Origin of the sequence: Hymenobacter perfusus (assembly GCF_003944765.1) — a bacterium.
Taxonomy (GTDB): domain Bacteria; phylum Bacteroidota; class Bacteroidia; order Cytophagales; family Hymenobacteraceae; genus Hymenobacter; species Hymenobacter perfusus.
Map to the genome: position 1 here is coordinate 1,296,432 of NZ_RWIU01000001.1, position 18,102 is coordinate 1,314,533.

General features: G+C 61.2%; 13 protein-coding genes. 7 read left to right on the forward strand and 6 right to left on the reverse strand.

Translation table 11 applies throughout. The features are described 5' to 3' along the window. Positions 1 to 107: 107 nt before the first annotated feature. Complete coding sequence (locus tag EI293_RS05540; protein ID WP_125436120.1) at positions 108 to 608, forward strand: hypothetical protein; 501 nt, start codon at positions 108 to 110, stop codon at positions 606 to 608. 109 nt (positions 609 to 717) lie between these two features. Continuing rightward, on the forward strand, positions 718 to 1,416 hold the full coding sequence (locus EI293_RS05545) for a metallophosphoesterase family protein (protein ID WP_125436121.1): 699 nt from the start codon (positions 718 to 720) through the stop codon (positions 1,414 to 1,416). Between the two features lie 82 nt (positions 1,417 to 1,498). On the opposite strand, the gene EI293_RS05550 is transcribed toward EI293_RS05545, so the two are convergent. From EI293_RS05550 to EI293_RS05560, 3 genes are all read right to left on the reverse strand, one after another. Continuing rightward, complete coding sequence (locus tag EI293_RS05550) at positions 1,499 to 2,305, reverse strand: hypothetical protein (protein WP_125436122.1); 807 nt, start codon at positions 2,303 to 2,305, stop codon at positions 1,499 to 1,501. A gap of 109 nt (positions 2,306 to 2,414) precedes the next feature. Next, complete coding sequence (locus EI293_RS05555) at positions 2,415 to 2,927, reverse strand: hypothetical protein (RefSeq protein ID WP_125436123.1); 513 nt, start codon at positions 2,925 to 2,927, stop codon at positions 2,415 to 2,417. A gap of 124 nt (positions 2,928 to 3,051) precedes the next feature. Continuing rightward, the gene (locus tag EI293_RS05560) at positions 3,052 to 5,283 is read right to left on the reverse strand and encodes a beta-1,3-glucanase family protein (protein ID WP_125436124.1); all 2,232 of its coding nucleotides are present in this window, start codon (positions 5,281 to 5,283) and stop codon (positions 3,052 to 3,054) included. 380 nt (positions 5,284 to 5,663) lie between these two features. On the opposite strand from EI293_RS05560, the gene EI293_RS05565 reads away from it, so the two are divergent. From EI293_RS05565 to rpiB, 3 genes are all read left to right on the forward strand, one after another. Further along, positions 5,664 to 6,953, forward strand: coding sequence for a serine hydroxymethyltransferase (locus tag EI293_RS05565; RefSeq protein WP_125436125.1), 1,290 nt, complete (start codon positions 5,664 to 5,666; stop codon positions 6,951 to 6,953). A gap of 175 nt (positions 6,954 to 7,128) precedes the next feature. Next, positions 7,129 to 7,947, forward strand: a complete 819-nt coding sequence (gene tatC, locus EI293_RS05570; protein ID WP_246010537.1) for a twin-arginine translocase subunit TatC — start codon at positions 7,129 to 7,131, stop codon at positions 7,945 to 7,947. 102 nt (positions 7,948 to 8,049) lie between these two features. Beyond that, the gene (rpiB, locus tag EI293_RS05575) at positions 8,050 to 8,478 is read left to right on the forward strand and encodes a ribose 5-phosphate isomerase B (RefSeq protein ID WP_125436126.1); all 429 of its coding nucleotides are present in this window, start codon (positions 8,050 to 8,052) and stop codon (positions 8,476 to 8,478) included. 96 nt (positions 8,479 to 8,574) lie between these two features. On the opposite strand, the gene EI293_RS05580 is transcribed toward rpiB, so the two are convergent. The 3 genes from EI293_RS05580 to crtD all read right to left on the reverse strand — a co-directional run bounded on the left by EI293_RS05580 (position 8,575) and on the right by crtD (position 11,538). Next, positions 8,575 to 9,186, reverse strand: coding sequence for a TetR/AcrR family transcriptional regulator (locus EI293_RS05580; RefSeq protein ID WP_125436127.1), 612 nt, complete (start codon positions 9,184 to 9,186; stop codon positions 8,575 to 8,577). Positions 9,187 to 9,257: 71 nt separating this feature from the next. Then, complete coding sequence (locus EI293_RS05585) at positions 9,258 to 9,941, reverse strand: carotenoid biosynthesis protein (RefSeq protein WP_125436128.1); 684 nt, start codon at positions 9,939 to 9,941, stop codon at positions 9,258 to 9,260. A 103-nt stretch (positions 9,942 to 10,044) separates the two neighbouring features. After that, positions 10,045 to 11,538 (reverse strand): 1-hydroxycarotenoid 3,4-desaturase CrtD, encoded by a 1,494-nt coding sequence (gene crtD / locus EI293_RS05590; protein WP_125436129.1) that lies wholly within the window; start codon positions 11,536 to 11,538, stop codon positions 10,045 to 10,047. Positions 11,539 to 12,022: 484 nt separating this feature from the next. Between crtD and EI293_RS05595 the strand changes: the two genes are divergently transcribed. Beyond that, complete coding sequence (locus EI293_RS05595; RefSeq protein WP_125436130.1) at positions 12,023 to 16,033, forward strand: galactose-binding domain-containing protein; 4,011 nt, start codon at positions 12,023 to 12,025, stop codon at positions 16,031 to 16,033. A 258-nt stretch (positions 16,034 to 16,291) separates the two neighbouring features. After that, complete coding sequence (locus EI293_RS05600; protein WP_170170256.1) at positions 16,292 to 18,094, forward strand: cellulase family glycosylhydrolase; 1,803 nt, start codon at positions 16,292 to 16,294, stop codon at positions 18,092 to 18,094. Positions 18,095 to 18,102: the final 8 nt, after the last annotated feature.

Below are 18,102 nucleotides of genomic sequence, written 5' to 3' on the forward strand. Positions count from 1 at the left end.
AATGCGGGAATATTGTAGGCCCGGAAGCCGGTCAAAGCTAAACCCAAATCCGGGAACGGCAGTACACCTTAGCTATACCGACTCCCCACCTTAACGACTGATTTCTCATGGCTATTGACCCCAACGACCGTCCCGTGCGCGTCATCAACGACGATACAACTGAACAGGAAATGGCGGCCGGCCACATCACGCCCGGCGGCGACCCACCTAAGAATGAGGCGGCCCGGGGTGGCTTCGGCAACCGGGAAGGCAAGGAAGGTTACGGCACCGACAGCGGCGCGGGCATTTCGGCCGTGTCAGTGAACGAGGACGCCGACAAAACCCAGCACCCCGCCGACAACATGCGTACCAGCGACGAAGGCCGCCCCGACCGCCCGAACCAGGACCTGCCCGCCGACGACGACACCACCTCAACTACCCGCCGTCCGGTAGATGAACTGGACCTGGACGACGAGCGCACCGGCCGCGACGAAATGGAGGACCCCGATTCCCGCGTGGGCATGGGCCAGATGGAAAAGCCTACCGGCACCAACGCCGACCTCGCCCGCCAGGGCACCAACGCCGACCTCACCGACCCCGACGCCACCGATACGGCCATTGTGCAGTAGCACAAACTGCGTAGTTCGCGCTACGAACTAGTAGAAAACCGCTCCGAAAAGCACCTTTTCCGCCCGAAAAGGTGCTTTTTTGCATCTTCCACCTTCCCCACTCTGCGTTATGGCTCGCTACGTTACCACCGATCTGCACGGCTGCCGGCTGACGTTTCAGCACTTGGTTGAGCACCGGCTGAAGCTGCGCCCCCAGGATGAGCTGTACGTGTTGGGCGACTACGTGAACAAAGGACCCGACAGCCGGGGCATCCTCGACTACCTGATGCAGTTGCCGCAGCGCGGCTACCGCGTGCATTGCCTGCGCGGCAACCACGACCAGGAGCTGCTGGATGCGGCCCAGTGCCGCGCCCACCTCAGCTGGGCCTCCGCCGCCGACCGGCAGCTCACGCTCAACAGTTTTGGGGTAGAGAAGCCGGAAGACATTCCCACTGCCTACCTGCGGTGGCTGCACGAGTTACCTTATCAGCTGGAAGTGCCCGGCTGGGTGCTGGTTCACGCCGGCTTCGACTTCCGGTTGCCGCCCCCCGAAATGCGCCAGGACTGGCACACAATGCTCAACACCAAGCAGTTCGTATTCGATGCCTCCCGGCTGGGCGGGCGGCGGCTGGTCCACGGCCACGTTCCGACGGCCGTAGTAGAGGTGCAGAAGCGCGTGGCCAACCACGCCGGCGCCATCGGGCTGGATACCGGCTGCGTGTACCGCCATAACCCGGAACTACGTCACTTGGCCGCCTTCAACCTGGATACGGAGGAGCTGATTCTGCAACCCAACATCGAGGCCGACTACCCGATTGGAGTCCGTTGAAAGCCAACGTGCTGACGCAATCCTTTACAGATCTACGTCAGCACGTTGGCTTTTCGCTCTTTCTACGCTGACTTTCAACGCCTTACTCCTGCGGCAGTGCTTCGGAGCTCAGAACCTGGCGGGCGGCTTCCTGGTAGGGGTTGCGGGCGTCGTTGGCTACGGAGCGCAGGGTGTTGCGGGCGGCCGTAATCTGCTGGTTGCGCCAGTAGGCCATGCCCAGATGGTAGCGCGCCCGCCCGGCCAGCCGGGAACCGGATTGCATAGCTACGCGCCGCAGAAACGGCTGGGCCGCCTTAATCTGCTCGGGGTCATTCTGGCTGAGCAGGAAGATGCCGTTGTAGTAGGTGATGGTGTCCTGCCCGATAGTGCTGTTGGGAATGCGGCGCAATGTGTATAGCGCCGGCGTATAGTGTCCGGCGCGGTACTGTTGCATCGCTTCGGCCAGCAACGGGCGGCGGCTTTCCCGCACTACTTCGTCGGTCAGACCTACTTCCGGCACGTAATAGCGCGTCCAGGCGGCTTCGGTGTTGGGGGCAGCAGGTCGCAACAGGAACCACCAGGCCGCCAGCAGTACTGCCACCCCTACGGCGGCCACCACTCCCCACTGCCGCTGCACCTTCCGCTGCCGCCGCTTAATGCGCGAAAGAGCCTCCTGCCGTTGGTCGAGGCGACGGTCCAGGGCCAGCAGGCGCTGATAGAGCGTTTCGTGGCCGGCTACCCAGCGCAAATCGGCCGACAACTGCTCGTACGCCTGATACGCCTGGTATAATTCCGCATCCTGCTCCAACCGCACTTCAAATGCCTCCTGCTCTGGGGCAGACATCTGGCCATCGGCAAAGCGTTCTAACTCTTCGAGATAGGGGCGCAAATCGGAGGCAGGCAGGGTCATGGAGCAGGGTACTGACCAGTGAGGCGTGCAACCCGGAGGCTGGCGCAGCATCGGAACGATAGGAGAAAAGGGAACTCGGGGCTAAGCTACGCAGAAGCCGGCACAGGCGCTAGCCGACTGCGGCTTCGGTACGCAGGCGCAACTCGTAGAGTTTGCGCAGGCACCCCGATTTTTGGATGCGGGCCACGTTGGCGTTGGCAAAGCCCATCTTGCCGGCCACCTTCTCGAAGTTATAGCCCCGAAAGTAGAAATACATCAGGATTTTCTGGCAATCGAGGCCCTGCTGGCGAAACAGCATCAGCAGCCGCTGCCGACGGCCGGCTTCCACCACCGGCAATACCTCCGTGGTACGGGCGGCCCGCACCTGCTCATCGGCCATCCCATACACGTACGCCCGCAGATCGGGCGGCAGCTTGGTCAGGCGGCCATCCGCTACCTGGTCGTAGAACTCGACCAGCACGGTTCGGAGCAGCTCATGCGAGGACGGGGCCGCCAATTGGTGCTGACGGCGTGCCCAGCGAGCAAACAGGTCCCGATTCTCTTCATAAAAGGTAATCAGGAACGACTGGTTGCCGATGCGGAGGCTGGTTAGGACTTCGGCGAGCTGATGGGGCGTGTTCATACCAGGCAAGATACGGGATTGACGGCAGTAGGTGACAATGCCCCGCCCGCCGGGCCGCCACGCAAAGAGGCCGCCCTCCCGGGCGGCCTCCGCTCAACATATAAAGCAGCTCCGGCCGCAGCCGCTACTTCACAAACCGGCGCACGGTGGTTTGGCCATCGGGCTGCGTGACCAGCAGGGTGTAGACGCCGGCCGGCAATTTAGCCACGTCCAGCGTGCCCCGACCCAGCGTGCCGGTGCCTACCGGCCGGCCGTACTCGTTCACGATGCGGTACGTACTGCCAGTTAGGCTCGTGGCCGACGTCAGCTCCAACTGATCCACCACCGGGTTCGGGTAGAGTTGCAGCAGGGCGGCTTCAGCGTCCGGCGTCGCCGCCACCGAGGCGGTACGCGCCGCGCCGGCCCGGGTGATGCGCACGAAGTTGAGGTTCCAGCCCCCCGACTGCGCGTAGATGCCGAAGTTGTAGGTGCCGGCGTTGAGGGTGACGGTTCGGGATACGGTGGTCCAGGTCTGCCAGCCGCCGGTACCGGGAATGGTGGTACTGCCCAGCTGCGTAGTGCCCGCATTCAGATCCGAAGAGATGGTGCCCCCGGCGGCTCCGCTGGCCACCCGGTACTCAATGGTGTACTGGCCGGTGGTGGGGAAGCTGATGTTGTTCCAGACCAAGTAGTCGCCGGCGTCCACGAAGCCCATGTTCTGGCCGCCGCCCGCGTCGGTGCAGGTTTCCACGGTCATGCCGTTGTTGACGTTAGCGGCCTCGGCCTGCAACGTCAGGCTGAAGGTGCTGGTAGTGGCCGCGCGGACCCGCAGGGACGTGGCTTTGTCGTTCCAGTTGCCGGTGCCCAGGGCATTGCCAACCAGGCAGCTGTTGCCGGCGCTGCCCACCGTGAGCGAGGCCCCCGCGAAGTTGTCGTTTTCATACAGCACCACCTCGTAGCCGCTGGTTACCCGCAGCGAGGAGACGTCGTCGTTCAACACACCCCGGCTTTGCAGCGCGGCTAAGTTGTAGTCGCCCACGGGCAGGTTTACGGCCGTGCCGGTGTAGTTGCAGTCCTTGTACACGGTGCTCACGCCGGTTACGGGCGGCGTGGTACCGGCGTAGCCCCCGAAAGTGGCCACCACGCGGGTGGGCTGGGGCGTCTGGAGCGTGGCCGACTGGTCGTTCACATCGTCGTAAGCAAAGCCGTAGCTCAGGTTATCCACGCTGATGCCGGGCAGGTGCCAGAAGCGGGCGTAGTAATTGAACGGGGGCGTCTGGTAGTACTGGCTGGCATCGTACCAGTTTTGCTGGCCGGGGTTGGCGGCGATAGTATTCACCACGTGGCGGTTGATGGCGGCCGTCAGCTGGGCCTGCACCACCAGGTCACAGTCGCCGTCACTTACCCGGTTATCCAGCAGGCCCTTGCCCTCAAATACCATCTGGGTGGTAGGCCGGCCGTTGATGATGCCCGTGCGGCCCGCAAAGGCCCCCGACTGGCCCACCACCACCAGCCGGTCGTTGGCATCAACCCGGCCCTTGAACACGCCCGCGTTGCCGGCAAAGAAAATCAGGTCCGTGGTTTTGTACTTGTTCCAGATGGCATCGATGTAGCTCTTGAAGTAGTTGCCGTAGGGGCCGGGCGTGGTGCCGTTGGTGCCGTCCTGGAAGGCGGGCGTTTTAGAGGGGAAGATGATTTCGCCGGTCGTGTTGTTTACCGTGCCCTGAAACTCGGTGGGCACGTTGGCCTTGTAGGCGGCCACGATGTCGGCGGCATTTTTCAGCTCTCCGGTGCGTTTCTGGTAGCCGTTACCGAACAGTTCCAGGCCCATCGGGTAGCGGAAGGCATCCACGCGGGTGGTGTTGCCAAAGAATCCGAACTGATTGTTGGTCAGCTCAATGAACTCGTACAGAATCCCCCGGTTGGGGTCGGTGGGACTTTGCGGGTTGGGCGCAGCGTAGCCGGAAGGCGCGCCCGTAGCGCCAAAAAAGTACAGATACAGCTGCTGGCCCCGGCTGATGAATACCCGGCAGCCCTGGATCTGGGGCAGCGTGAAGGTTTTATTGGGCACGTTGCTGAGTCGGGTAAAGCAGGCCGCGTAGCGCGAGTTCTGCCCCGGTCCGGTGTTGCCGTCGTAGGTGGGGCCGAGGGCCGTGTTGTAGCTGCGGTCCATGGGCAGAATCTGGCTGGTGCGCGCGTCCACCCACACATGCCGGCCGTTCAGGTCGAGGCCCACAATGGCCACGTACAGGTCGGAATCGGGGAAGGGCGAGTTGTTGGCAATGGTGAACGGAATACTGCCCTGGGCGCGGCCCAGCAGCGGCAGCAGAGCCCCTAGTACCAGTAGGCACCAAGTAAGGAGAGTAGGCTTTTTCATGGGTAGGAAGTTGGTTGTGGAAAGAGAAATGAAGAGCAAATCCACCCCGCCGCAGCGTGATGGCCCGGCAAAGTACCTTGCAGCAACTTTCTGAAAAACAGCACTACTAAACCAGCATTTGCGTCGCTACGGCTAAGCCACATCCCGGCTTCTTTTACCACACACGGCGGCCCATTATACCACTGCGGTTTCCCGGTCTGCCGCCCGTAGCTTTTGCACTTACCACACACACCTGCAACGGCTACCTGCCGGCCCGATGCCGGAATTTTGCACGACCTTTTTTCACCGACGAGGGCCGGCCGTTTTGCTTGCCTGCTGGTGCCGCACTTCTCCGGCGCTACCTCATTTGCCCATCATCATTTCCGCTTACCTTTGGCCTCATGGAAACGCAAGCCACCCTCGCCCTCGACACCGCCGTCTTCGACCTGATTCAGAAGGAGAAAGAGCGCCAAACTCACGGTATTGAACTCATTGCCTCCGAAAATTACGTGTCGGAGCAGGTAATGCGGGCCCAGGGCTCCATCCTGACCAACAAGTACGCCGAGGGCCTGCCCGGCAAACGTTACTATGGTGGCTGCGAAATAGTGGATCAGATTGAGCAGCTGGCCATCGACCGGGCCAAAGAGCTATTCGGGGTGGAGTGGGTGAACGTGCAGCCGCACTCCGGCGCCCAGGCCAACGCGGCCGTGATGCTGGCTATTCTCAACCCCGGCGACAAAATTCTGGGCTTCGACCTCAGCCACGGCGGCCACCTCACCCACGGCTCGCCCGTCAACTTCTCGGGCAAGCTCTACCAGCCCAGCTTCTATGGCGTGGAGCGCGAAACCGGCCTCATCGACTGGGAGAAAGTAAAGGAAACGGCCCGCCGCGAGCAGCCCAAGCTCATCATCTGTGGCGCCTCGGCCTACTCCCGCGACTGGGACTATAAAGCCCTGCGCGAAGCCGCCGATGAGGTAGGCGCGCTGCTGCTGGCCGATATTTCGCACCCTTCCGGCCTCATTGCCAAGGGCTTGCTGAACAACCCGTTCGACCACTGCCACATCGTAACCACCACTACCCACAAAACCCTGCGCGGCCCCCGGGGTGGCCTGATTATGATGGGCAAGGACTTCGAAAACCCCTTCGGGCTGAAAACCCCCAAAGGTGAAATCCGGATGATGTCGGCGCTACTCGACTCGGGCGTGTTCCCGGGCACCCAGGGCGGACCGCTGGAGCACGTTATCGGGGCCAAGGCCGTGGCCTTCGGGGAGTGCCTTTCGGACGCGTACACTGACTACACCCACCAAGTTATCCGCAACGCTCAGGCCTTGGCCAACGGCTTCGTGGAGCGCGGCTACCAGATCATTTCCGGCGGCACCGATAACCACCTGATGCTGATTGACCTACGCAGCAAGGGCCTAACCGGCAAGCTGGCCGAAAACACCCTCATCAAGGCCGATATCACCATCAACAAGAATATGGTGCCCTTCGATGACAAGTCGCCCTTCGTGACCAGCGGCATGCGCATTGGCTCGGCGGCCGTCACCACGCGCGGCCTCAAGGAAACCGACATGGTGCGCATCGTGGACTTCATCGACGAGGTGCTGACCCACAACGCCGACGACGCCCGCATCAGCCGCGTCCGGGGCGAGATTAACGAGTGGATGCAGCAGTATCCGCTTTTCTCTTAACTCAATGGGTGAGTGAGTGGCTGAGCGACTGAGTGAACGGTAAAGCAGCCGGCCTAACATCCTGTTGCCGCCAAATTGCGTTTGTTCCTCACTACCACTTGCACTCCACTCCTTCACTCATTCACGTACTCACCTCTTGGATCCTACTCAACCCGTGCTGGGCGAACAGCACGAAATGTCTTTTATAGACCACCTGGAAGCCTTGCGCTGGCACATCATCCGGGCGGCCATTGCGGTGGTGGTATTTGCCACCGGAGCCTTTTTCGCCAAGGACTTTCTGTTTCATGACCTGATTCTGGGCCCTTCCCGGCCCGATTTCTGGACCTACCAGCTCTCTTGCAAGGCTGCCGCGCTGATGAACGCGCCCAGTTTGTGCATTGATAAAATCGGGTTCGTGATTCAGAACCGTGAGATGAGCGGCCAGCTGACTATGCACATCAGCACGTCGTTCATTGTAGGGCTGGTGCTGGGCTTTCCGTACCTGTTCTGGGAAATCTGGCGCTTCATCAAGCCCGGCCTCTACCCGCACGAGCAACAGAACTCCCAAGGCGCGGTGTTCTTCGTATCGGTGCTGTTTATGTTGGGTCTGCTGTTCGGCTACTACATTGCCGCGCCCATGAGCATCCAGTTTCTGGCCGGCTACGTGGTGGACCCCACCATCGAAAACCAGATTGATATGCAGAGCTACATCAGCACGCTTACTACCATGTCGCTTTCCTGCGCTTTGGTGTTTGAGCTGCCGATGATTGTGTTCTTCCTAGCCAAAGCCGGCCTGATTACGCCCGAAATCATGCAGGTATACCGCAAGCACGCCATTGTGGTGGTGCTCATCATCGCGGCCATCATCACGCCACCCGAGGTAACCTCGCAGATTATCGTGACCATTCCCATCATCCTGCTCTACGAGCTGAGCATCAGCATTGCCCGCGTGGTAACCCGCAACCGCACCGCCTCGCTTAACGCCCAGCTGGCCGAAAACCAGGGAATTGCCTAGAGATGTTGTAGAGCAAGTAAAAATGTGGCGAAATGTGGCACAAGGCTGCACTTCGCCACATTTTTCATACCCGTTATATTCCACCACATTTTTCCTACTGCCATGAAACTTGCCATCGGCTCCGACCACGCCGGCTTCGACCAGAAACAGATGCTGCTCCAGTGGCTGCGCGACAACGGCTATGAAGTGCAGGATTTCGGCACCCACTCTGCCGACTCTGTAGATTACCCCGACTATGTGCATCCGCTGGCGCTGGCCGTGGAGCGTGGGGAGTTTGCGCGCGGGATTCTGCTGTGCGGCTCGGCCAACGGGGTGTGCATCACGGCCAACAAGCACCAGGGCATCCGGGCGGGCTTGGCCTGGGAGCCGGAGGTAGCTTCTCTCATCCGCCAGCACAACGACGCCAACGTGGTATGCGTCCCGGCCCGATTCGTGGACGAGGAAACCGCCCGTGCCATCATCAGCCAGTTTCTCAACACTGCCTTCGAAGGTGGCCGCCACCAGACGCGGGTGGATAAGATCAGCTGTTAGCGGCAATTTGTGAAATCGTGAAAGGTGAAGTTGTGAGAGGTCCCATTCCAAATGGTTTCTCACAACTTCACCTTTCACAATTTCACCCTTGTCCGCTTACATCCGCTCGAACAGCGGGCCTACCAAACGCAGGCCGGCGGTGGTACAGAGGCCGCGCACATAGGGAGCAAAGATATTCCGGTACACATCCGCTAGGTTTACCTGGTCGGGTGGGAAGAACAGCTCGTTCAGCACCAAGCTGAACTGCGCCAGAATAACGTGCGCAATGGCTCGGGCATCCACATCAGCGCGGAACTGGCCCTCCTGAATACCTTCCTGCAACAGCCGCACCAGCAGCGGCTGGGAGTAGTTGACCAGGTACTCCTGGATATGCTGCCACGATTCCGGAAACCGCGCCCGCATGACGTGGTAGTCGTGGTGAGGAGAGCGGCGCAGCTCGTGCAGGCTGTGGTGCAGCAGAGCCAGCAGGCACTCGGCCGGCGTGGCGAGGTTGGCGAACAGCTGCTCGTGCTCCTGGCGCTGGCGCATCAGGTTGCGCTGCGTAACGGCCAGTAGCAGTTCGGCTTTGGAGCCAAACTGTTCCCGGAAGGTGGCGGGAGTCAGGTCGAGGGCGGCGGCGAGTTGCTCTTCGTGGATAAAGCCTACACCTAGCTGCCGAAACAGAGTATTGGCGCGGTCAAGCAGTTGCTGGAGTACAAGTTCCTCCATGGGGAAGGACAAAAAAATAATAAAGAATTCCTATCCGCACGGCCCGGCGCCCCCCCTAACGCCGAAACGGCTCAGAGTAGCATACCCAGCCCAAAGAAAAACAGCAGCTGCACCAGGTATACAAAGGAAGCCAACGGGTTACGCTTGTCGAACTCCACACGGTTGAAGTATACCTGTAGAATCAGGCTGACCGCAAACCACCCTTTGAAGTTCAGCAGGGGAATCACATTGTACTGCCAGCGCCAGAAGTCGTACTGAATGGCTACCGGCTCTATACAAATATCAAGCCCAACCATCAGCAGCGCCGCTACCACGGCCCGCAGGAAGCCCGGAATGGGGAGGTATCGCGCCAGCATACCGGTGCAGTAGGTCAAAATCAGCCAGTTCACCCCAATCAGGAGCGGCACTTCCAGCCATTTGGGCCCCAGCGTAGGGCCGTACGCATACTGCCCAAATAGTAGGCCGGTGCGGATGCCCACGACCTCCACCAGAAACCCCACGACCATTACCATCACGCAGAAGCTCCAGAAAGCCGGGGTGCGGCGCGGCTGAAATGCGAGCAGCAGCCCCAGCGTGAGCAGCAGATTCAGGGGCACAAACCGGAGGAAGAAGCTGGGGTCTTGTGAAAAAGCCAGCCCCAGGAAACCGGTGACGTGAAACAGCAACAAAACGCCCTGCGCCCAGCGTAGCCGCCGCGTTTGGGCCTCAGGAAGCGCCGTAGCCGGCGGAGAAAGTTGTTGCGTAGGTTCAGGCATAGGGGGGAATTAAAAATTGAGAAGTGAAAATTGAGAATGACTGAACGCGCCTTTTGCGAGGCCTTCAACATTTGCCATCCGAGCAATTTTCAACTCTCCATCTTTAATTTTTAAGTAAGTCAGAGACAATGCGGGCGGAGAGCAGGCAGAGCGGAATTCCGCCGCCGGGATGCACCGAGCCCCCGCAAAAGTATAGCCCCGGCAGTTGCCCCGAGAAATTAGGATGCCGCAGAAAGGCTGCCAGCGTGTTATTGCTGGAACTGCCGTACAACGCCCCCCCAAACGAGGATGTGCGCGCCTCGATTCCCGGTGGGTCCCATACCTGCTCCGCCCGGATGAGCGAGGCAACATCGGTGCCCAGGGCCTGGCTTACGCGGGCCAACACGGCGGCGCGGGTGCGCTTGATCAATGTGGGCCAGTCCTGGCCCTGGTCGTGGGGCACGTTCACCATTACGAACCAGTTTTCGTGGCCGGGTGGGGCATCGGTGGGGGTGTGGCCGGAGGTGATGTTGACGTACACCGTGGGGTCGTCGGCAATGGTTTTCTCCCGGAAAATGGCCTCGAACTCCCGCCGGTAATCCTGGGAGAAAAAGATATTATGCACGCCCAGCTCCGGAAACCGTTGCCCGATGCCCCAGTAAAAAATCAGGGCCGAGGACGAACGGGGCTGGCTTAAGGTACGCTCCGGGGCCGGCTGATGAGGCAGCAAACGACGGTAGGTGGGCACCACATCCATGTTACTGACTACCAACCCGAAGTCATACGTCCCGAGGCTGGTTTTCAGGCCGCTTACCCGCTTACCGGCCGTCAGGATTTCCAGCACCGGCTCGCGGTAGCGGAACTCCACGCCCAGCTCCTCGGCCAGCCGTACCAGGCTTTGGGCAATGGCATAGATGCCACCTTCGGGGTAGTAAGCGCCCAGCCCGTGCTCCAGGTGCGGAATCATGCTGAGCGTGGCCGGGGCCTGATAGGGGTCGGAGCCGTTGTAGGTGGCAAACCGGTCGAAGAGCTGCACGAGGCGCGGATCCTGAAAAGCAGCCGCGTGGCGCTGGTGCATGGTGCTGGTAAGGCCCAGCTGCGGTAGCGCCGCCAGGGCCTTGAGCACGTCGGGGCTGAGGTAGGTGCCGGCCTTGTGCAGGGACTTTTGGAGGAAAGTGCCGGCGGTAGCCTCGTAGGCCCGGCCGCTACGGCGCAGAAACGCCAGCACTTCGGCGACGGGTACCTGCAGCTTTTCCTCTACTTCCCGGGCAAACCGCTCCTCGTCGGCCCAGGCCGTGAGCCGGGTACCGTCGGCGAAGAAGTATTGGGTAATCGGGTCGAGGCGGTGGTAGCGGAAGTAGTCGTGGGGGTTGCGGCCGGCCAGCTGGAACAGCTCATCTACAAGATGCGGCAGCGTAAACAACGACGGGCCGCCATCGAAGCGGTAGCCGCCGGGCAACTCCAGTTGGTGCATTTTGCCCCCGAAGGATTCCTGGGCCTCAAACACCGTGACGCGGTGCCCCTGCACGGCCAGCCGCACGGCCGTGGCAATACCGGCAACGCCGGCCCCAATAATGGCAACGGACTGAGGGGAGCTTACAGGACTGGAACGCGGCACTGGCGGAAGAACATGATTCTGGGGAAGAGCAAATGGGATAGTGCCCGTACGAAGAACGGGCTATCGGGGGCTCTAACACAAGCAGTCTTCCGGAAATGTTTGCCCAAGCTGCCTCATGAGTTTCCTCATGGGGTGGCAGAAAAAATATTTAGTCGCTGTGCGCTTTTTTTTAACGTGTTTTCTAGCCGCCCCTGCCGCTGGTGCTACCTGGTACCTATACCAGACCATGCGGGCATTTCGCGTGTGCCGTAAGCGTATAGCGCAACGTGTGGCGTAAAGCAAAAACCTCGTTTTAAGCTTTGCAGCAACGGTTTAACACTTGATTTTCTAAATCACACACCGTTACATTTGGTCAGACGCAACAGCCTTGGCACTTCTGTATTTATACGCTGCTCCTGGTTTTTGCGCCTTCGTGTTTGCCGTGTCATTTCTCCCCAGGAAATGCGCGGTCCTTGCCCTACCTACCAAAACACCCACACAGTTCATGGAAACAACTTTACCAATCCCGGGCCAACGGCTCGGGCGCTGGGCGCGTCTGGCCCTGGCTGCCGGCCTGGGCTGGGCCCTGCAGCCCACCGCTGCCGAAGCGCAATGCAACCAGCTCGTCTGGGCCGATGAGTTCAACACTGCCGGCGACTTTGCCAAGTGGCAGGTGTACAACGGCGACGGCTGCAACGTGGGCAACTGTAATTTCGGCAATGCCGAGCTGCAGGTGTACCGCCCCGCCAACGCCACCGTTACGGGCGGCTTCCTGAACATTGCCACCCGCTACGAAAACTCGGTGGAAGGCGGGCGCACTTACAATTACACCTCCGCCAAGCTCCAGTCGAAGGTACCCGCTACCGGGGGCCTGCAGACCTTCCGCTACGGCCGCATTGAGGCTCGCATGAAACTGCCCTCGGCCCAAGGGGCTTGGCCCGCGTTCTGGATGCTGGCCGACCCCGGCAACTGGCCCTACACCGGGGAAATCGACATTATGGAGGCCAAACACAAGAACCCCAAGTCGGTGGGCGGCACCATTCACTACGACGCGGGCGGCTGGCACTTCACCGGGCGCGACTACGTCTCATCGGTAGATTTATCCCAGGATTTTCACGTGTACGCCGTGGAGTGGGGCCCCGACCAGATCAAGTGGTTTGTGGATGGCACCCTGTTCCACACGGCTTCGCCCAAAACTACTTTTGCGGGCGGCTGGCCTTTCAATGATGGCAACTTCTACATCATCCTGAACACGGCCGTAGGCGGCCCCGGCACGGCCTACACCGGCTTCCAGCAGCCCACCCCCACCGACTTCCCGGTGACTACCCAGGTCGACTACGTACGAGTGTACAAAGGCACCTACAACTACGCCGTGCTGGGCGTAGACCAGGTCCACCAGGGCGACCAGAACAAAACCTTCCGGATGGATGCCATTACCGGCGGCACCTACACGTGGTCGGTACCCAGCGGAGCCACCATCGTGAGCGGGCAGGGCACCAACGCCATTCGGGTAAACTTCAGCAGCACAGCGGCCAGCGGCAACGTAACGGCCTCCGTGGCCGTGAGTGGCTGCGCGACGGCCACCTACTCCAAAGCCCTGACGGTAACGCCCGCGCTGCAACTGGACCGCGTGTACGAAGACTACGAAAGCAACCGCGTCATTATGTACGGCACCGTTACAGGGACGCTCACACAGGCCGTGAACAACCCTTCGGCGGTTATCAACACCTCCGCCAAAGTGGGCCAGTACGTGCGCAATGCCTCCGAGCAGTATGATGTGTTGTACGTACGCAACCTAGGCATCGGCAACGCCAACGACTACGTGGCGGGCCGGCGCAAGGTGTTCATCGATGTGTATTCCACGGCTCCGGTAGGCAGCAAGGTGACCATGCAGTTTGAGAACAGCCAGGTTACCACGGCCATCAACTTCCCGGCGGGCCGGCACAGTGCCTACCGCGCCTACACCACCCGCCAGAACGCCTGGGAAACGCTGGAATTTGAGTTTGAGAAGAGCCTCGACGCGGGCACCAACATCTACTCCATCGACAACGTCGCCTTCCTGCTGCAGCCGGCCACCAACTCCGGGGCCACCTTCTACCTCGATAACCTGCTGACCAAGAAGCAGCCCGAAGCCCCGGTAGTCGCCACCGAAGTGCTCCAGAACTACGACGGCACGGCTAAGCTCACCTTCAACGCGGCCAGCACCAACGGCGCGTACACCGCCCCCACGGCCAACCCCTCGGCTGCTGGTGTGAACACCACGGCCAACGTGGCTCGGTACGTGCGCAACTCTACTCAGCAGTACGACGTGCTGTTTTTCGATGCCGGCGCACCGGGCACCGTTATTCAGGACGCGGGCCTGTTCAAGAACCAGACCTACCAGCTGCAGGTGGATGTGTACACCTCGGCCCCGGTGGGCACGCCCATCAATATCACGCTGCAGAACAAAACGGCGGCGGCGCCTACGGGCTCATTCCCGGCAGGCCGCAACAGTACCTACCTGGCCAATACCAGCAAACAGAACCAGTGGGAAACCCTCACGTTTGCCTTCAACACCGCCCCTGACGCCGGCACCGCCAACGTGGCCATCGACCAACTGGCCGTGCTGTTCAACAGCGGCGCCTTCACCGGCGAAACGTACTATATCGACAACATCCGGATTGCCAAGAAGGCTACCCCGACCTACTCGGCCGGCACCACTTTCGAGAACTACGACGCGGTGCGCAACCTGCCGCTGCGGAACGCCAACGGCACGTACGTAGCGGCGGCCAATAACCCTTCGGCTACGGGTATCAATACTTCGGCGAAAGTGGGCCAGTACACCCGTAATGCGGCTTCGCAGTACGATGCCCTGGCGCTGGCCAGCACCCAGATCAAGGACGGCAGTGCCTACGTGGCGGGCCAGAAGGTATTTGCCCTGGACGTGTACACCTCGGCGCCGGCCGGCACGGTAGTATCGTGGCAGCTGGAGAGCAGCACCTCCTCTAACCCCAACAACTACCCCACGGGCCGCCACAGCATCTACCAGGCCGTGGTGAAGCAGAGCAACGCTTGGCATACGCTCACCTTCACCTACGCCAACTCGCCCGACGCCGGCACGCCCGATTCGGAAGTGGACAATGTGGTGCTGCTGTTTGCTCCGAACTCGACCACCGGCACGGTATTCTACCTCGACAACCTACGCAGCCTCACCGCCAGCACGGCCCCCTCGAACGTCGCGCCCACCGTCAGCCTGACCTCGCCGACCAACGGGGCCACCTTCACGGCTCCGGCCAGCCTCACCCTCACGGCCACCGCCGCCGACGCGGATGGCAACATCAGCAAAGTAGAGTTTTACCAGGGCGCTACGCTGCTCGGCACCGACACCAGCAGCCCCTACAGCTACTCTTGGACGGGCGTGACGGCCGGTACTTATAGCCTCACGGCCCGCGCCACCGACAACGTCGGGGCCGTAACCACCTCCGGGGCCGTGAGCGTAACCGTAGGGCCCCCGCCAACGGCTACCAACCTGGCCCTGAATAAGCCCACCTTCACCTCATCCACCGAAAACAGCGGCACGCCCGGCTCGGCTGCCGTGGATGGCAACACCACCAGCACCCGCTGGGCCAGCACCTTCGCCGATCCGCAGTGGATTTACGTGGACCTGGGGGCCAGCTACAACGTGAATCGCGTGAAGCTGACCTGGGAAGCCGCCTACGGCCGTGACTACCTGGTGCAGGTATCCTCGGATGCCACCAACTGGACCACCCTCAAAACCGTAACCGGCAACAGTACCCTCACCAACGACCACACCGGCCTCAGCGGCACCGGCCGCTACGTGCGGATGTACGGCACGGCCCGCGCCGTGATCAACGGGGCCAGCTACGGCTACTCCCTGTATGAGCTGGAAGTGTACGGCGCGGCGGCCAGCGGCGGCGGAACCGGCAGCACCGCCTGCACCGGCACCGTAGCCAACGGCGACTACAGCTATGAGGTATCGACCAGCAACGGCACTGTGAGCTGGAAGTTCGTTCCGCTCAGCCCCATTGCGGGCAGCAGCATGGCCCTATTGTATGTGAAAGTGGGTACCGGCGGCTATGCCGGCTATAACATGACGGCCGCGGGCAGCAACTTCACCTTCGCCCAGGCCCAGGCCAGCGGCGCGGCGCTGTCGTTCTACTTCACCTACCGCGTGGGTACTACCACCGCCGAGCGTAACTCCAGCGCCACTCCGCACAGCTACACGGTCGGCACCACCTGCACCGGCAGCCGCACGGCCCTGGCTTCCGCCACTGCCGTAGCGCCGGAAGCGCGCCTCTACCCCAACCCGGCCAGCACCCAGCTCACGGTTCCTGCCAACGGTGCCACTACCCTCTCCATTACCGATGCGCTGGGCCGTCTGGTTCACACGCAGAAAGTGGCCGCCAGCCAGCCCCATTCGGTAGTTGACGTGCATAGCCTGCGGCCCGGGCTGTATTTCCTCACCCTGCGCGGCGCTACTGGCGCCGCCACGGTGCAGCAGTTCATCAAAGAATAACTCCGCGGTGCAGTAAGCAACGGCTCCCTGCAAGGAGCTGTTGCCCTGGTCCTGCCCAATTGGAGCAAAGCACCTCAATGAGTGAGAAAAAGCGGAAACGGGGCGGAGTATCTCCGCCCTGTTTTTTTCTCTTTCCCCCCTCCCTGCGCTTCTTCCCCTTTTTAATTTTTTGCTAGTATGATTTGCCGAAACAGGCCGGTAACGGGCCAACGCAAGGCGTCTTTTTTTTCCGGCTGTCTGGGGCTGCTGCTAAGCAGTGTGCTGGTGACTGCCGGCAACCCGGCCGAGGCCCAGAAGCTCAGTCTCCTGCACTCCGTCGGAACCAGAATGCTGAACGAGGCGGACCAGGAAGTGGTATTGCGCGGCTACAACGTGGGCGGCTGGCTGCTCCAGGAAAGCTACATTCTAGGCACCGATTCGCTTAACAGCCAGTGGCGCATCCAACAGGGCCTGCTCCGGACCATGCCGGAGGCGCAGATGGAAAAGTTCTACCGCCAGTATCGTCAGAAGTTCATCACCAAAGCCGATATCGATTTTCTGGCCCAACAGGGCTTCAACTGCGTCCGGCTCCCGCTGCATTATGATTTGTTTCTGACGCCCGAGCAGCGCCACGCCCGCACCGAGGTCATCCGTGACCCGCAGAACGAGCAGAAGCTGACCGCTTACGTGCAGCAACTCAGCCAGTGGTACGATGCCGGCCAGCTCTTCACCAAAACGCAACAGCTGGATGGCTTCCGATTTATTGACGACGTGGTGAAATGGTGCGCCGCCAACCGCATGTATGTGGTGCTGGACCTGCACGCGGCCCCCGGCGGCCAGGGAACCGACCATAACATCAACGACAACTTCCGGCCCCTCGACTTGTGGAAACGCCAGGATGCCCAGGGCCGCCTGATTTATCAGGACATGACCGTGCGGCTCTGGGAAAAGCTGGCCGACCAGTACCGCCAGGAGCCCACCATTGCCATGTATGACTTCATCAATGAGCCGCACAACCTGAACGCAGCAAACGGGCTATCAGCCGATAACCAGGAGCTCAACACCCTGTATTCCCGGCTTATTGATGCCGTGCGGGGCCGCAACGACCAGCACCTGCTGATGCTGGAAGGCAACGGCTACGGCAACGAGTACACCAACCTTACGCCGGACAAGCTGAAGGTAAAAAGCACCGCCAACCTGGTGTACAATGCCCACCGCTACTGGTGTCCAAACACTGCTGAGACCACCGACCCCAATTCCAATCAGGTGAACCTGCTTACCAATCTGGCGGCTTTCCGCGACAGGTGGCAGGTACCTGTATGGGTCGGCGAAACCGGCGAAAACTCCAATGAGTGGTTTGCAGCGGCCGTGCAGGGGCTGAACGCGCAGGGCATCGGGTGGTGCCACTGGAACATCAAACGCGTAGATTCCGGAGCGGGCCTGCTGCGGGTAGCTCCCTACGGTAGCCTCCTCACACCGGCCGGTCGCACGGCCCTGCTGCGCAACGTGCAGTTTGCTAACTGCCAGATCAACCGCGACGTGGTAGCCTCCCTCACGCAACCCGCCGACTTCCGGGCGCCATTTGCCCAACTTACGATTCCGGGCACCATTGCGGCTACCGACTACGACCTGGGCCGCGACGGCGTGGCTTATCACGACGATTACTCAACCCGCACCGACTACCGCGACCTGACCCCGCACAACCAGGGCGGTGCCTACCGCAACGACGGTGTGGATATTACCGCCTGCCCCGAAATGGCCAACGGGTTTGCCGTGCAGAAGCTGGCCGCCGGCGAGTGGCTCACTTACACGGTAAAAATCTCCAAACCAGGCTCTTACAAAGCCGAACTGCGCGTACAGCCGGGCAGCACGCCCGGGCAGCTGGCCTTGCAGCTGGGGAAGCTGCCGGTGGGCACCGCCACCGTTACGCCCGGCACCGAGTGGACCACCGTTTCCCTTACTACCCCGGCATTACCGGCTGGCCAGCATACCTTGCGGCTAATGATTGAGCAGCCCGTGAGCCAGCTGGGTTGGCTGCGCTTTGTGCCGGCCGCCAGCAGCGGCAGCGCCGGTGGTCAGTGAGTAAGTGA

What these genes read in the sequence shown, in the direction of transcription:
- EI293_RS05585 (WP_125436128.1), bottom strand. Translation starts at nt 9,941, where the DNA reads ATGCCTGAACCTACGCAACAACTTTCTCCGCCGGCTACGGCGCTTCCT.
- rpiB (WP_125436126.1), top strand. Translation starts at nt 8,050, where the DNA reads ATGAAACTTGCCATCGGCTCCGACCACGCCGGCTTCGACCAGAAACAG.
- EI293_RS05550 (WP_125436122.1), bottom strand. Translation starts at nt 2,305, where the DNA reads ATGACCCTGCCTGCCTCCGATTTGCGCCCCTATCTCGAAGAGTTAGAA.
- EI293_RS05580 (WP_125436127.1), bottom strand. Translation starts at nt 9,186, where the DNA reads ATGGAGGAACTTGTACTCCAGCAACTGCTTGACCGCGCCAATACTCTG.
- EI293_RS05560 (WP_125436124.1), bottom strand. Translation starts at nt 5,283, where the DNA reads ATGAAAAAGCCTACTCTCCTTACTTGGTGCCTACTGGTACTAGGGGCT.
- EI293_RS05565 (WP_125436125.1), top strand. Translation starts at nt 5,664, where the DNA reads ATGGAAACGCAAGCCACCCTCGCCCTCGACACCGCCGTCTTCGACCTG.
- EI293_RS05595 (WP_125436130.1), top strand. Translation starts at nt 12,023, where the DNA reads ATGGAAACAACTTTACCAATCCCGGGCCAACGGCTCGGGCGCTGGGCG.
- EI293_RS05545 (WP_125436121.1), top strand. Translation starts at nt 718, where the DNA reads ATGGCTCGCTACGTTACCACCGATCTGCACGGCTGCCGGCTGACGTTT.
- EI293_RS05540 (WP_125436120.1), top strand. Translation starts at nt 108, where the DNA reads ATGGCTATTGACCCCAACGACCGTCCCGTGCGCGTCATCAACGACGAT.
- tatC (WP_246010537.1), top strand. Translation starts at nt 7,129, where the DNA reads ATGTCTTTTATAGACCACCTGGAAGCCTTGCGCTGGCACATCATCCGG.
- EI293_RS05555 (WP_125436123.1), bottom strand. Translation starts at nt 2,927, where the DNA reads ATGAACACGCCCCATCAGCTCGCCGAAGTCCTAACCAGCCTCCGCATC.